This window comes from Paenibacillus sp. FSL H8-0280 (assembly GCF_045040665.1).
Lineage (GTDB): Bacteria > Bacillota > Bacilli > Paenibacillales > Paenibacillaceae > Paenibacillus > Paenibacillus xylanexedens_A.
Map to the genome: position 1 here is coordinate 5,272,910 of NZ_CP150296.1, position 15,622 is coordinate 5,288,531.

Sequence of the window (15,622 nt, forward strand, 5' to 3'; positions counted from 1 at the left end):
CGATTTCATGAATTTTCCCATTCATTCTCCTGCCTCTCTTCGTTATTGATTTGCTGGATTGGTGGGAGCTCTCGCATCAACGGATGAATAATGGTCACACGAGTTCCTTCCCCTTCCTGGCTCTCCAGCACAATACCGTACTCATGGCCAAAGGACAGCCGGAGACGGGCCTGCACGTTCAACATTCCATAACTTTTGCCTGTTATCTCAGGCGAAGACGCTTCCAAACTTGCCAAAGGTGCTTCGAGCAGTTGCTGCATCTCGGCAAGCCGTTCGTTGGACATTCCTGCTCCATTATCCTGAACGGTCAGCAGCAGTCTGTTATGCTCCAATCTGGCCTCCACCCGAATGTGTCCCGGCCCACGCCTGCCCTTGATTCCATGATAGATTGCATTCTCTATTAGGGGCTGAAGCAGCAGCTTTAACACAAAAAGATCCCGCAGTTCCTCTGGAATATTCAATGTATATTGAAGACGATCGCGGTATCGTGTCTGCTGAATTTGCATATAGCTGGTCATATGCTCAATCTCGGAGTGCAGCGGAATGTAATCCTGTCCTTTACTAAGCCCTATGCGAAATAATCGAGATAACGCACCAACCATGCCGGACACATCTTCTGCCCCCTCTTTGCGTGCCATCCAATGAATCGTATCCAAGGTATTGTACAAAAAGTGTGGTTTGATATGCTCCTGCAAACTTCGCATTTCAGCGTCGCGCTTCTGCCGCTCCCGCAATTCATTTAGTGATATCAGTTGTCGAATCTGTGCCAGCATTCGGTTGTAACTGTTGCCAAGCATGCCAATCTCGTCAGCGCGATCGCTCCAGCGGCCTGGTCTGAGATTGCCGGTCTCCGCCCTGCGCATGTAGGACATGAGCCGGAAAATCGGCTGAGCGATGGAACGGGAGAACCATAAAGAGGCGCTCAGGCCAAACAAACACACCACAAATACAAAGCTAACCACGTAAAACTGGATTTGGCGTACTTCGGATATCGAATCTCTTGTGGGAAATACCCCTACCGTTCTCCAACCCGTAAAGGTAGACGACTGATACATGAATAATAACGTTCCACCTTCTGTATCGGCGGTAAATGTTCCACTCTCACCGGAGGGGAACCAGGCTGTGGGAATGTGTTCTATTAGCGGATGCTCCGGCTTGTATACACTTTGACCCTCTGCATCCGTCACCATCACATAACCGGATTTCCCCAAGGTTACATTACGGGCAGCCTGAGAGACGGACCTTAGTTTAAGATCAATCATAATAACGCCTCGCACACGCCCTGACGCTTCGTCCGTTATGGAACGTGCAACCGATACAATCTCATCATCCTTGTACCGTACATGTGTCGTGAGATTACGCTCTTTCGGCTGACCCAATACCATGAAGATGCCCGGATTGGCCGAAGCTTTTTGGTACCAATTTTCCTGGATCAGGCTCTGTTCCGCCCGGGGATACATCTCGTTGCTAATATAGTCACCACTTTCATTGACGAGAACAATCCCGGCGATTTCAGGATACAACGTTGTGAACCCCTGCAAGGTTTGTTTGATGCCATATAACCGATTTTGCTCCGTTGCGGCATTGGTGTCCATGTTCATCGGTTCGATGCCTGCATCATCATTCGGTGGCATTTTGTCGTTCATAAAAGCATCAATATCCGGGTCAAATGCAATCAGATAGGTCATGTTTTGCAAATTCTCCATCTTGCTGTTAAGAGCTTCATTCACTTTGCCAATCAGTTGCATGGTATGCCCTTCAACCTGTCGCTCAACTACCCGTTCCACCGTCCAGTTCACAAGCAACCCAAGCCCTACGGAAGGTACAATGGCGAATAACAGAAAAAGCAGCATCAGCTGGTAGCGAAGGGGCATATTACGCAAGCGTAAACGCCGAATCCCGTTCCTGAAAGTGGAGAGAATTGCTCTCCTGCTCCAAGGCCTTGGACTCTTGAAATCTCCCTTGTTATTTGGCATAGTAATCATCCACATCTGAGCGCGTCACCACAGAGATCCCTGTGTCCACCATCACGGGAAGCGGTGCATTTTCACCGGATGAAGATGGGGCCGGAACCGTTAACTGGTGATGCAGATGGAACAAATATTGGAGTGACCAATATCCCATATTCCAGGTTCCCTGTGCAATCGTAGCCGAGATCGTACCGTTTTTGATCATATCCAATGTGGCCTTATTTGTATCAAACGAAATAATCTGCAAAGGGTGTCTGTCACCGGCAGTTTGAACGGCTTCCCCCGCTCCTGCCCCTCCGGTGGCTTCAGTCACAAAAATACCCGCCAGCTCGGGATGTTCCTTCATCATTCTCTGTGTTTCGTCTCTGGATACCATCGCATCACCGTGTCCGTCTGCAACTTCAACGATCTGCATGGAAGGGTATCTCTCCTTGATCGTATCGCGGAAACCCTTCGTCCTCTCTTCATGATTTTGTTGCCCAGGTAAAGTTAATACCGCGACCTCTCCCTCACGACCCAGCAATTCAGCCATTTTATCGGCAGCCATTACACCCGACTTGTAATTATCTGTCCCAAGAAAAGAATAGGCCTGGCTATCAGGTGCATCCGCGTCAAATAATACAACAGGGATATCTGCGTCGATTGCCTTGTTAATCGCTGGAACTAACGATTGCGGATCGATTGCAGATATGGCAATGCCTGCGGGTTTACGAGCGATAGCCTGCTCGATCACCATGGTCTGCTCCTTCGCATCATACCGGGTAGCACCGCGATATTCTACGGTCACGCCAAGCGCATCCGCGGCATCCTCGAAACCTTTGAGCGGGCTTTTCCAATATTCCAGCCCGGACTGGAATGTAATCATGATATACGTCTCTCCGATATCGCCGTGCAGCCCCCGGTCTTCCCACGAACTGTTTACCTGACTGGTGTATTCGAATCTCAACACATACAATGCAAAGGCTGAGATTAGTAAAATGTATACCAGCAGCATTTTTTTCATTCCGTTCACTTCCTCAAGTGGTCTGATCACCATGTACATCGTCTAAATTGTAAACGCAATCATTCAAAAAGAAAACCACCCCTTATCTTTTAACAATAAGCTCCTGCTGCAATAATGTACTATATGGTTTCTCCCTCTGGACGTATGATCATGGAACTAGACTACAACCAGAGGAGAGCATCATCATGAATCTTGCATCTTTTTTAATCTACTGCATCGTCGTTACGTTTACCCCAGGCCCCAGTAACATCGTAATTCTTTCTTCTACACAGATCGTTGGCGCACGAAAAACAATGCGCTATGTCTGGGGAGCTACGTTGGCATTTGGTCTGCTGCTTACCGCTTCAGCTTTTCTTAATCAGCTTCTTGCCGGAGTGTTACCCGGAATTCTGAAGGTGATGCAGATTGTCGGCGGCCTGTACATGGTGTATCTGGCGTACCAGATCTACAAGATGGGTACCACCGAGGATGCACCGAAACAAGTTACCGGATTTTGGAACGGTTTCATCATGCAATTTGTGAACCCAAAGGTGGTCTTGTTTACTTTCACTGTCATTCCAAGTTATGTATTGCCTTTTTATCAAAGTTCATTTTCATCGTTTCTGTTCGTGGTGCTAATTACCTTCATTGGATTTCTGGCCTATTCCAGTTGGGTTGTTTTTGGCACGGTTTTCAGAACGTTGCTGAATCGCCACCAAAAATTACTGAGTATTCTCATGGCACTTTTTTTGTTATACTCAGCCATTATAGTATCCGGATTAATCTAAAGCTTGGGAGGTGTGCTGCATGGAACGGTTTAACTATAAAAAGTCGCAAGACGTGCTGGCACTATCCGCCAGCTTTACTGATTTTGCATACAAAAAACATTGCCACGAAGAGTATGCGGTCGGCGTAACCCTGCGTGGCATTCAACAATACAACCTGGACGGACAATATCAGGCGTCTCACCAAAATGGTGTCATGTTGTTTAACCGTGAACAGTCCCATGATGGAAGCTCCTATGATAAGGCTGGCATTGACTATGTGATGCTGTATTTGAAGCCGGAATTGGTAGAGGAGATTATAGGCAAAAAGGAATTGCGTTTTGGAAGTCCCATCGTCTATGATCCCGAGCTTGCACGTAAGATCCTGATGCTGAACGACGCCGTTCAACTCAGACAGGACGAAGCCGAGTGCAGCGAACGGGTCTTCGATCTGGTTCACCTTCTGGCTCAGAAGGAAATGGACACCAAGCTCTGGTTACCTCAGGACAACCTGGTCCGCAAAGCCAAGGAAATCATGTTTTGCAGCACCGAAGATGTGCTCAAGCTGGACAACCTAAGTTCCGAATTTGGCATGTCCAAGTTTCAATTTATCCGTGAATTCAAGGCACATGCAGGCATATCCCCCTACCAGTTTTTCTTAAACTGCAAGGTGGAGCGTGCCCGTCAATCCATCGAAATACACAAGGACGTATATACTGCTGTTGCCGATTGCGGATTTGTTGATCTGACCCATCTGAATCGACATTTCAAACGGGTATTTGGTGTCACAGCTTATGAATACATGTTGCAGCTGAACTATAAAAATTGAATGACAGAATAACCTTCTGCTCGCTGTTATCCCCAGATTTTTTTGATCCCTTTTTATAAAGGGAAAATCCGGGGATAAAGGCGAATGCTACGCTTCTTCAGGTTCTTTCTGTCCTCTCCGTTTTGTGTAAATGTTTAATTTAATTTATATAGTTCCACCGGATCGATAATTTCGACTCCAAATGGATAAAATTTTGACCCCACTCCTGAAAATCCCCGTATAGAACGTCAATGTTTCTTAACGTTCTGTACGGGGATTAGCTTCTTTTTCCATCATACAAACCTTATGTTATACAATCCAACTTTCAATTTACATTAGACCTGATCAGATTCTTTTCTTTCGTTTCCATATCCACACGATTGCCAACGCTGCCAATAAAATGACTCCACCATATAAGATGAGATAGAAAGGCCCACTTCGCCCACCACCATCATTGGCTACTCCAAAATCTTCTTTACTTACAACCTTGCCCGCACCCAGCAATTTCAATTCTTCTCCGGCTTGTTCAATTGGAACATTGCGACTGCACAGATTCGTATGAAGCTTATGATCCACTTCATATTGATAAGCATAGATCAGGTAGGATTGATTCTTTTCAAATTGAATGCCACAGGAGTCAGACCCACCGTCACTCACGAGGATTTTCATCTTTTTGGCATTAACCCCCTTCCATGCAGTATCTACATCAAAGGTATACTCTCTTAATAAGCCATCATGCTTCGACTGTTGAGAACGTCCCTTCTTCACCACTTCTCCCGTAAATACCGCTGCGTAGGTCTTCATTCTCTCTTGAACATCACTCTCGACACAACTGCAAGCATACACTTTCTCTCCGGGAAATAGAGCTAACCCAGACGTAATCAACAGTAAGATCAACATGTACATCACCAAACGTCGTTTCATTCCGACCGCTCCCCTCCTACATTCTCTGCTTGAATAAGCGTTGTTAAGGTTACATATTTTTATTGCTGCTATATTTATTGTAAAATTATAGCACAATACAAATATCGTTATGTCCGACATACGCAAGGACACAACATACGAAATCAACCATCACGGAGGAACTCAACATTTGATGCACAACTGGAAAAAGAATATCTCCTTCCCGCTGCTCGTTGCAGCGTTATGCATGATCGCTTTTATAAGCATCGCCCTGTCCATCAGCGACAACCAGATTCATCGATTTGATGATACGCTGATTGGGTGGATTCAGGGATTGGAATCTCCTGGTATGACACAATTCATGCACCTTTTTACCTGGATCGGCAGCGAAATGCCAGTGGTCTTCATTACCATCATCGCCATGATTGTGTTATACATTTTCCTGCGACACAAACGCGAACTGCTCTTCCTGGCTTGTGTGATCGCAGGTTCAACCCTGTTAAATGCATTGCTCAAGCTGGTATTCCAGCGTGCCAGACCTACCATTAACCGGATCATTGAAGTGAGCGGCTATAGCTTCCCCAGTGGGCATTCCATGGCAGCATTTAGCCTGTACGGTGGACTGGCCTTTCTAATCTGGAAACATGTACCCACCGTCACCGGACGTATGCTGATGATTGTTGCCAGCGCCGTATTTATACTGACCATTGGTATAAGTCGTATCTACTTGGGAGTGCATTATCCAAGTGATATCGTAGGCGGATACTTCTTGAGTGGTTGCTGGCTCTCCACATGCATATGGTTTTATCGGCGGCATTTGGAGCGCATGTCCCATCTGCAAAGCAGGAGGCTGGCCTAGGCGGCCCGCTATGGAACTACACAAAGAAATACCCGGCTTTCCTTAACTGAAGGATAGCCGGGTATTTTTTTATATTCATATATAGTAGTCCTGAACTCGTTCAGGACTACATGGACCGCTTGTCCCATTTAAGGGAACAGGCGGGTCTGGTTATTTTTAAGCCAATTTATAACTCTTCACCATTGGATTCAATGACTTTTTTGTACCAGTGGAAACTCTTCTTCGGTGTTCTGCTCAAGTCTCCGTTACCGTCGTTGTCCTTGTTGACATGAATGAAGCCATAACGCTTCTTCATCTCTCCAGTGGATGCACTAACCAGGTCGATACATCCCCACATGGTGTAGGCAATCAGATCTACGCCGTCAGCTACCGCTTCTTTCATTTGTTCAATGTGACCTTTCAGATAATCAATGCGATAGTCATCCTGAATGGAGCCGTCTTCCTCTACCACATCGACAGCGCCCAGACCGTTCTCAACCACCATCAATGGAATCTGATAACGATCATACAGATGATTCAGCGTGTAACGCAGTCCTTTTGGATCGATCTGCCAGCCCCAGTCGGAAGCTTCGAGATATGGATTTTTGATACCACCCAGCAGATTACCTTCTGCTCTCTCGAGGGACTCATCCGCACTTTCAACCAAAGACATATAATAACTGAAGGAATAGAAGTCTACGCAGCCTTCACGCAAAGTCTGCTCGTCTCCCGGTTGCATCTCGATCTGGATACCTTCTTCGGCGAAGAAACGTTTGGCGAATCCAGGATACGCTCCACGAACCTGAACATCACCACAGATCATGTTGGAGATTTGGTCTTTCTTCTGTGCAAGCAACATGTCGTCCGGGTTACATGTGTTTGGATAGGTTGTCATGAAAGCGACCATACAACCAATCTGGAAATCAGGGTTAATCTCATGTCCCAGCTTCACCGCTTTGGCACTGGCAATGAATTGATGATGTAATGCTTGGAAACGAGTCTGTGGATCATCCACTCCGTCGACAAGTGTTTCTTTGCCTTCAAACAGAATACCTGCAGCCATATAAGCACCCATCGGCATCGTCAGACAGTTGATTTCGTTGAACGTAAGCCAGTATTTCACTTGATCTTTGTAGCGGTTGAAGAGAGTTGTACAATAACGGATATAACAGTCGATAACTTCACGGGAAGCCCAGCCGTTATACTTCTGTGTCAGACCGAATGGCGTTTCATAATGGGAGATCGTTACGAGCGGCTCAATATTGTATTTTTTCAACTCGGCAAAAACATTGTCGTAGAACTGCAATCCCTCTTCGTTCGGCTCCAGATCGTAACCGTTCGGATAGATCCGGGACCAGTTGATGGACATGCGGAACATTTTGAAGCCCATCTCTGCCATCATGGCAATATCTTCTTTGTAATGTCCGTAAAAATCAACCGCTTCATGGCTCGGATAATACGTGCCCTCTTCCAGTACAGGCGTAATCCGGCGTGGAATCGTGTGGGTTCCCCCTGTCATCATGTCAGACGTGCTTGGCCCCTTGCCACCTTGATTCCATCCACCCTCGAATTGATTGGCAGCCGTTGCGCCACCCCAGTAAAATCCTTCTTTCATTGTCATGACCAGTTCCTCCTTCATATCTCAACAAGACTATGTAACCAGTGTACCATCCATACCCTGACACCTATTGTCATGGTATAATCAGAGCATGGAAAATAACCGACTATTTCGAATGTTGCTTTTGTTATTGGAGAAAAAGAAAGCCACTGCACCAGATCTCGCCCGTATGTTCGAGATTTCTGTACGTACGGTGTACCGCGATATCGACCGGCTGAGCGCTGCGGGCATTCCCGTCTATACGACGACCGGCAAGCATGGCGGTATCCATCTGATGGACAACTATGTCATGGACAAGTCCCTGTTGTCGGAAGAAGACCAGAACGAAATTTTGATGGGACTCTATAGCGTCAGTGCGATTCCCCATCTTAACAGTGCCCATATGCTGCAACGGTTAACCGCTCTGTTTGATCACAAGCTGGATTGGATCGAATTCAATTTCTCACCATGGGGCAGCATCCCCCTGCAAGAGAGAGAACTGTTCAATCAGGTGAAACAGGCTATATTAACGAATCAACTAATTACGTTTCACTACATTAATTCGGATGGTGAGAAGAGCATTCCAACCGTGGAGCCACAGAAACTTATATTCAAAAACAGTACGTGGTACTTCAAAGGATATATCCATAATGATCCTGATCGGAGAGAATTCGAGACATTTAAGATGAAACGGATTACCCAGCTGACTTTTCTGGCGAGAAAACACGATCACCCTACTGCCGGATCAAACGACCCTGAATCAGAGGCAGCTCCTGTCCTGACTCCTCTTACACTCTCGTTCTCCAGCAACATTGCATACCGAGTGTATGATTTTTTCGAACCCTCCCTCATTAAAAAAGAGCCTGATGGCAGGCTCCGTGTTTCTCTCAAACTGAATGTAGGGGAATGGCTCTACTCCTTCCTGCTGTCATTTGGTTCCGAGCTGACCGTAATCGAGCCTGTTCATGTTGGACAGGAATTGCTCAGACGTCATATCAAAGCCGTTGAACATTTGCAGAACGTCATGAACAAACTTCCCAACAATGAATGATATAATATAGACCTATACAACTTTTGATCACAGCTGACTCTCCGTCATCCATCTGACCGAAGGAGGTTTAACCATGCAAGATATTAGACGCAACAATGTGGAACGTTTCAAAGGTTTTGGTACGTTATACGATCAGAACCGACCAGCTGCTCCCACAGAAGTGGTGGATATTCTAACGACATATCTTGGCAGCACACCGCGTATGGTCGCAGATATTGGCTGTGGCACCGGCTTATCCTCCTGGATCTGGCTTAATGAAGCTGAACGTATCATCGGCTTTGAACCCAGCGATGACATGAGGTCTGTAGCAGAATCCAAGTGGGAAGCTGCCGGGAAGCCGGATAACCTGCGATTTGTATCCGGCTTGTCTCACGACCTCGGACTACCAGATGGCAGTGTGGATGTGCTGACCTGCTCGCAATCGTTTCACTGGATGGAGCCGCAACCCACACTACGCGAGTTTGCACGTGTACTTCGTACAGGGGGCATATTTGCAGCCTACGATTGCGACTGGCCGCCAATGTTAGACTGGCAGTTAGAACAAGCCTATCTGCAGCTGAATAAGGAAGCAGATCAACGAGCAGCCCGTCTGGCTCCCCAAGATAGTCAGGCACACAAATGGAGCAAGGATGGGCATTTGCAGCAGATTCAGCAGTCCGGGCTGTTCCGATATGTCCGGGAAATCGTATTTCATCACCACGAGACATTCACTGCCGATCGATATGTCAATCTCGCCCTGAGCCAAGGCGGCCTGCAAACGGCGTTGAAGCTCGGAGCGGATGATCTATTAACAGCTGCTGACGAGTTCAGAGCGCTGGCTAATCGTGTATTTGACGGAGAATCCAGAGAAGTACTCTTTTCTTATCGCATGCGCCTTGGTATTGTTTGAAAATCGTCCGTTGCTTGTATCTCTCATACATACCAAAATGAAAAAGTAGGTCCTACACGTCATAAACATGATCTGTAGGACCTCCTTTTGTCTACATCCTCAAGAAGAGAATAAGTCACTTAATTGTCGCTCCTGTACATTCAATGCCAACACCAATTTTGTTGGGTCTTGTCTTGAATAGATGACATTAATGATATGACCTTGCTGCACCTGGGGCAGCGCAGATGACAAAATTTCTTTTTGCGTTGTCACATTGAAGGTTTCACCGTTCGTTTTCGTTATGCTGAGTTTGAGCTGAAGCTTGATCTTATTACTGCCTCCACTCCCAAGTGGAGTGACATCAAGGATCTTGGCCATCGCTTTTTCCCCTGTTCTTGCAATATCCATCATTTCAGGTGATACCCCTTGCTGTACCATCTTTTCATCCAACAATTGCTGCATATCCTCCTGTGATAATTGCCCCTTCAGATCAAGTCCTACCTTGCGCTCATCCTTTACGGAGACCACTAACGGAATGAAACTGCCCGGCTGAAACTGTGCCATGGAGGTCAGCGGAATGACGGCTTTCATCTCGGTATCGTATTTCTCGCGCCCCTTACGCGACACCGTCAGACCCAATCGAACCTCAGGCTGTTCATTTATATACGTCCCCGTCTGTTGTATAGTCTTAATGACCCCAACTGCTGGTAAACCTGTCTTCACTCGACCTACGCCAAAAATATTGCTCAAAATCGCAGGAACAAAGATCAGTGCAAACCCGGCAAAGATCGCCGGAGTATACCACCATGCCTGCATAATCATAAACGGATCATCCCACAGCTGCTGTGCCAGAAATGGGGAGAACCCCACTCCGAGCACCGTTAATACACCAATGAATCTCAGGAAACCTACCATATGATCCACCCTCTCTTAATCCTTCTCTTAATATCTCTAATTACCGTTGTTATAAGCATTATATAAATAGATTATGACTGTCTTATAACCAAATACCTTCTAGAGGGACAATAGCCCCATGTAGATCAGCTCGGACGGATTCGCTGGATTCTGACCTAATCCCACCCGATCGCCTACTCGTGGAATCTGCATTTTGGACACCAGTGTCTCTAATGTTCGCTGATACTGGTTGCCATTCGTTTCTGTCACATCCAATACAAGCACAACAATCGGATCAAAGTTGATCAGTTTCCCCGTATCGGTGATTGTCACCACCGTTGCTGTTGCCGTTAATGGAAGCGAACCACTCGCCGCCAACTGTGCCTGCTTTGCGGAATCCAGACTTTGGTTGATGGCCTCCCGATGTTCCTTTGATACAAAACCTTTCATCATCATGCCAGTGAGTCCTTTATTCATCATTTTATCCGCTTTGGCAATCGCATCTTCCTGTTTATTCTTTTTACCGAACCATCCCATATCAAGCACCTCATTTGTTTTATTTTTATTTATGATTATAGTTAAATTATAAACACCGTGACTTGTCCTTGAATACCCTTCTGGCGGCATACAAAAAAAACGAAAAATCCGGCAATTGAATTACGGGATTATCGTTTCTTTGGTAAGGAATGATGCTAATTCCGCAAAAAAAGATCTGCTAATCCGATCTTCATTTCACGATTGGCGGCCATATTTTGTGCCAAGAGTTTTGGTAATGCACCAAATCATGCCATAGTGAGGCTCTTCTAAGCCGATTTCCACTCTATTTTTTGCGTAACAAATATACCAGCTTCCGATAATACATCGCCGCTTCTTTGTATTTACGCTGATCCTCAGACACCACGGCCATCCCCTCATATAACGGTTCAAGCCGCATGACATGCTGCGCGGATTCAAAATAAGGCAGACACGCAAGTGCCCGCTCCATGAAAACCTCCCGATCTCCATGCGCAAGAGCCAGATGGCTCTGGTAGAAGGTTGCGCTCATCTGCTGGTCCTGTGTTGTTGCACATTTCAAGAGTTGATCTACACTCTGCGCGAGCACGCCCCAGTTCTTCCGTGCCAGAGCCACTTCGCATCGATACACACTGACGAGCGGCTGCATGGCCTGCTGTGTTTCTTCTGTTTCCTGCTGCAATAACGATTCAAATCGTTCAATCTCCGTCTGTGCCTGATCCAGTTCACCTGTCATTGTTAACATGACAATGCGATTGTTGGCAATCGCCGTTACCAGATCTCCCTGGTTGCCAGCATACACGAGGTTTGCCTCCGCCATGGTTAATGCCGAGAGTGCCTCCTGAACCAGCCCCATTGCGAAGCAATACCCACTATATGCTACATATAACCCGGACAACCGATGGAACATCCGCTGATCATAGACATGACGCATCGTAAGCTCGAATACCTGTTTTGCCTCTTCATACTGTTTGACCTGGATGTAGGCTTCCATCTTGATATTTTGCACAGACAGCCAGAATTCACTGCCGGGAAGCGCCAGCTCACTGAGCCTGGTTGCATGAGTTAATACATCCACAAAGGCCATTTTGGAGCGATAATATTGTATTTTATAGAATAAAAGTGCCTTGACTAACGGACGCGGCAGATCAATATCGTCTGGACGACCGTATTTCTCCAGGTAAAAATTGAGGTAAGACGTATGTATATATTCATGAGCCGTTGCATCGTTTAATTGCTGATAATAGACCGCCTTCATCAAGGCCGTTGTCAACTCTACTGTCAACGTGTCATCCCGATCTGCCAGTGCATGCACCATATCTTCGGATATCGCCGACGCTGGAACTGACATTTGTTCGAAAATAACCTCTGCCCGTTCGAGTGTCTCCTCGTCCTGAGCCGCAGCCTTTAGAATATAGGAAGGGGATACCCCAAGACGCCCGGCGATGGCTTCTGCCAAGTCCTCAGGGAGAGGATAACGATCCGCCAGGATATTGGCAAAGTGGGCCTGCGTGACCAGACCTTCCACAAGGTCTTTACGGGAGATTTGTTTTCTTTTGCTTAGCAGTTCAATGCGTTCCTTCAGCATGGTATCCCTGTCCTTTCTATCCTAACTAGCGAGTACATTCTATTCACATCATCGCAAAATTAAAGATATAACGCCACCCTTCCGGCGAAATCAAACGAAACGGTTTCCGTTTCCGAGGTAATTGTTTTACAATAAGAAAGTATGTGTAAGAGCATTTTATCGAAATGCTGAAACATGAGCTGAATATGAAAGGATGCAAATAAATGATTATTAAACCAAGAACACGTGGTTTTATTTGTACCACTTCCCATCCTGTAGGCTGCGCTGCGCAAGTGCAGGAACAGATTGATTATGTGAAATCCCAGCCTCAGCTGAAAGGACCGCGTAATGTGCTCGTGATCGGTGCTTCCACTGGATACGGTCTGGCGTCACGCGTAGTCTCTGCTTTTGGAGCTGGAGCGAATACAGTCGGCATTTATCGTCCAAGCAGTTCCACAGAGAAACGTACAGCTTCTGCAGGCTGGTACAACTCCGCTGCATTCGAAAAAGCCGCGGAGGAAGCAGGCCTGAAATCGTACAGCGTTACAGGTGATGCATTCGCAAACGAAACACGAGACAAAGCCGTTGAACTGATTCGCAGTGAACTCGGTCAAGTCGATCTGGTCGTATATAGCGTCGCCTCGGCACGCCGTACCGATCCGAACACGGGTGAAGTATTTAACTCTGTGCTGAAGCCTATCGGACAATCCTACACGAACAAAACGGTAAACTTCCACACAGGAGAAATTAGCTCCGTTACCCTTGAACCGGCAAACGAAGAGGAAATTCGTCAGACGGTAACTGTTATGGGTGGAGACGATTGGGAACTATGGATGGATGCCCTGCAACAAGGCGGCGTGCTTGCTGACGATGCAACAACTATCGCTTTCTCTTATATCGGTCCTGAACTTACGCATGCCATTTATCGTGATGGTTCCATCGGTCAAGCCAAGAATCATCTGGAAGCGACTGCACACAAGCTGAATGATCGTTTGAGTGCCAAAGGTGGACGTGCGTACTTAACTGTAGCCAAGGCGCTGGTGACTCAATCCAGTTCTGCGATTCCAGTCGTGCCGCTGTACATCTCAGCATTGTACAAAGTCATGAAAGAAAAAGGCTTGCATGAAGGATGCATCGAGCAATTGCAACGTCTGTTCGCTGATCGCTTGTATGCGGGGGGAGAAGTTCCAACCGACGCTGAAGGTCGCATTCGCATTGACGATTGGGAGATGAGAGCTGACGTTCAGGAAGAAGTGGCGAAGCTCTGGAATGAGTTGACCACAGAGAACATCTACGATCTGTCCGATCTGGAAGGTTACCGTCGCGAATTCTTCCAGCTGTTTGGTTTTGAAACCGATGGTGTGGATTATGAAGCAGATGTTGATCCCAACGTTGAAATGCCTCATCTGGTGAACTAAAGAAGTTTTTGTGTGAACGTGAGCTTAGGTTTTTGTTTTCGTTAGCACTTCTGATGTAATGCTAGAGATATGATATTAAAATCAAATGAAGAAGGAGGGGCCCCTCTGGCTCCTCCTTTTTTATCCTTTTTAGATCCTCCCCCCTCTTAACAATTCCAATTCCCCGTATCCATACATTCTTTCGTGTATCCTCTAATCAAATCAATTTAAGCTGCTTTTTCAGCTCTTTCGGTACGGTCTTCTCGATAGTAATGGAACGTGCTCCATGCATGGACGCAAAGAATTGAAGCCCCTCCCGAAAATCCGTAATCCATTCCTCCACAGGTGGAGCAGTCTCTTCCATTGATAACAAACGAACGGTAAGTACTCCCGTTTTGCGATCAAGTCGTGGATCCATACGTCCAATCAACCGATCACCGTGAAGAATAGGCATGGCATAATAACCGTAAGTTCTTTTCACCTCTGGCGTATAAATCTCCCATTTATAATGAAAATCAAATAAATCAACAATACGTTCTCTTCTCCATAACAGGTTGTCCAGCGGCGGCAGGAAACGTACCGGGCCAGACGGATCATAGTGCGGCTCTTCCCTTTCCATGTGTAGCAGCAAATCCTCATCTTCAGCACGAATATAATAAGGCGTGGCCACGTCCTCCACCTTAAGTGGGATCATTCGCCCATCTGACACACGGGCAGCAATATCGGCGCGTCGTTCAGCCGCTGTAGATTTTAACCAACCCAGACGGGGATCACGGGCATCTACGACACGATACGCATGAATGTATTTATCCAGCAGAGCCTGTCTCTGGGCCAACAAATCGATGTCTTCTTTCATCGTAAGTCCCTGTTGTTGCAATCCGGATTCGGTAATATGAAAATAACGTTCATTCCCCTGCCGCGCCACCACACGAATCACAGCGGAGTCCAACAGTAGATTCAGAGCAAGTGTGGTATCCTTGGTCTTTGGCACATCTGCACTGTCCCAATAACCACTTACCCGTTCAACAGCACGAAAGGCTCTGGAAGGTAAAGGTCCTTCTTCCTTCAAACGTTGTAACACATGCTGCACTGTCTTCTCCAGACCTTGTAAGGACGGAGCCAGACGCTCCCTTAATCGGGCACGCACAGGTTCAAAGAGAGTATAGTCTTCCATTGGAATGACACAGGCAGCATTTGCAAAATATTCAAACACCTTGTGATCACTCAGCAGTGTATTTAAGCTGTCAGCATTATAACCAGGGTCACGAGCCCCCAGCACCAAATGCTGGTTTCCAGTTACAGCAGCCACAGGATCGATCTGCACGCAACCAAGGGAGCGGATCAGACTCATAACCTGTTCGGGTTCCGAAGGTAAGGAAACTGCGGGCCAACGTCCCAGTAAATCTTGCGTTTGTAGCAAAAAACGCCGAACGATTTTTTTATTCATGTGCAGCGTTGTTGTCATATGTA

The 15,622-nt window shown here is 46.7% G+C and carries 14 protein-coding genes; 6 read left to right on the forward strand and 8 right to left on the reverse strand.

What is annotated here, in order from left to right:
* Positions 1-5: 5 nt before the first annotated feature.
* Both MHI12_RS22970 and MHI12_RS22975 read right to left on the reverse strand, forming a co-directional pair.
* On the reverse strand, positions 6-1,874 hold the full coding sequence (locus MHI12_RS22970; RefSeq protein WP_405173040.1) for a sensor histidine kinase: 1,869 nt from the start codon (positions 1,872-1,874) through the stop codon (positions 6-8).
* A 91-nt stretch (positions 1,875-1,965) separates the two neighbouring features.
* Positions 1,966-2,973: a substrate-binding domain-containing protein gene (locus MHI12_RS22975; RefSeq protein WP_340018207.1), complete on the reverse strand. Its 1,008-nt coding sequence runs from the start codon at positions 2,971-2,973 to the stop codon at positions 1,966-1,968.
* A gap of 185 nt (positions 2,974-3,158) precedes the next feature.
* Between MHI12_RS22975 and MHI12_RS22980 the strand changes: the two genes are divergently transcribed.
* Complete coding sequence (locus MHI12_RS22980) at positions 3,159-3,740, forward strand: LysE family translocator (protein ID WP_036617102.1); 582 nt, start codon at positions 3,159-3,161, stop codon at positions 3,738-3,740.
* A gap of 19 nt (positions 3,741-3,759) precedes the next feature.
* Positions 3,760-4,545, forward strand: coding sequence for an AraC family transcriptional regulator (locus tag MHI12_RS22985; RefSeq protein WP_405170441.1), 786 nt, complete (start codon positions 3,760-3,762; stop codon positions 4,543-4,545).
* Positions 4,546-4,869: 324 nt separating this feature from the next.
* Here MHI12_RS22985 and MHI12_RS22990 read toward each other — a convergent pair whose 3' ends face one another.
* Positions 4,870-5,448: a hypothetical protein gene (locus tag MHI12_RS22990; RefSeq protein ID WP_405170442.1), complete on the reverse strand. Its 579-nt coding sequence runs from the start codon at positions 5,446-5,448 to the stop codon at positions 4,870-4,872.
* 172 nt (positions 5,449-5,620) lie between these two features.
* On the opposite strand from MHI12_RS22990, the gene MHI12_RS22995 reads away from it, so the two are divergent.
* Positions 5,621-6,286, forward strand: a complete 666-nt coding sequence (locus MHI12_RS22995; protein ID WP_405173041.1) for a phosphatase PAP2 family protein — start codon at positions 5,621-5,623, stop codon at positions 6,284-6,286.
* Between the two features lie 166 nt (positions 6,287-6,452).
* On the opposite strand, the gene MHI12_RS23000 is transcribed toward MHI12_RS22995, so the two are convergent.
* Complete coding sequence (locus tag MHI12_RS23000) at positions 6,453-7,886, reverse strand: glycoside hydrolase family 1 protein (protein WP_076252895.1); 1,434 nt, start codon at positions 7,884-7,886, stop codon at positions 6,453-6,455.
* An 88-nt stretch (positions 7,887-7,974) separates the two neighbouring features.
* On the opposite strand from MHI12_RS23000, the gene MHI12_RS23005 reads away from it, so the two are divergent.
* Both MHI12_RS23005 and MHI12_RS23010 read left to right on the forward strand, forming a co-directional pair.
* On the forward strand, positions 7,975-8,913 hold the full coding sequence (locus MHI12_RS23005; RefSeq protein ID WP_405170443.1) for a helix-turn-helix transcriptional regulator: 939 nt from the start codon (positions 7,975-7,977) through the stop codon (positions 8,911-8,913).
* Positions 8,914-8,986: 73 nt separating this feature from the next.
* Positions 8,987-9,802, forward strand: coding sequence for a class I SAM-dependent methyltransferase (locus MHI12_RS23010; RefSeq protein WP_405170444.1), 816 nt, complete (start codon positions 8,987-8,989; stop codon positions 9,800-9,802).
* A gap of 99 nt (positions 9,803-9,901) precedes the next feature.
* Here the strand turns inward: MHI12_RS23010 and MHI12_RS23015 are convergent, their stop codons facing one another.
* From MHI12_RS23015 to MHI12_RS23025, 3 genes are all read right to left on the reverse strand, one after another.
* On the reverse strand, positions 9,902-10,696 hold the full coding sequence (locus MHI12_RS23015; protein ID WP_405173042.1) for a hypothetical protein: 795 nt from the start codon (positions 10,694-10,696) through the stop codon (positions 9,902-9,904).
* Between the two features lie 99 nt (positions 10,697-10,795).
* On the reverse strand, positions 10,796-11,212 hold the full coding sequence (locus MHI12_RS23020) for a hypothetical protein (protein ID WP_405170445.1): 417 nt from the start codon (positions 11,210-11,212) through the stop codon (positions 10,796-10,798).
* A gap of 283 nt (positions 11,213-11,495) precedes the next feature.
* Positions 11,496-12,776 (reverse strand): XRE family transcriptional regulator, encoded by a 1,281-nt coding sequence (locus MHI12_RS23025; protein ID WP_405170446.1) that lies wholly within the window; start codon positions 12,774-12,776, stop codon positions 11,496-11,498.
* A 203-nt stretch (positions 12,777-12,979) separates the two neighbouring features.
* Here MHI12_RS23025 and fabV point away from each other — a divergent pair, with 203 nt between their 5' ends.
* A complete protein-coding gene (gene fabV / locus MHI12_RS23030; RefSeq protein WP_341008551.1) occupies positions 12,980-14,173 on the forward strand; it encodes an enoyl-ACP reductase FabV in 1,194 nt (397 codons plus the stop codon).
* Positions 14,174-14,369: 196 nt separating this feature from the next.
* Here the strand turns inward: fabV and MHI12_RS23035 are convergent, their stop codons facing one another.
* Positions 14,370-15,617, reverse strand: a complete 1,248-nt coding sequence (locus MHI12_RS23035; protein WP_405170447.1) for a DNA glycosylase AlkZ-like family protein — start codon at positions 15,615-15,617, stop codon at positions 14,370-14,372.
* Positions 15,618-15,622: the final 5 nt, after the last annotated feature.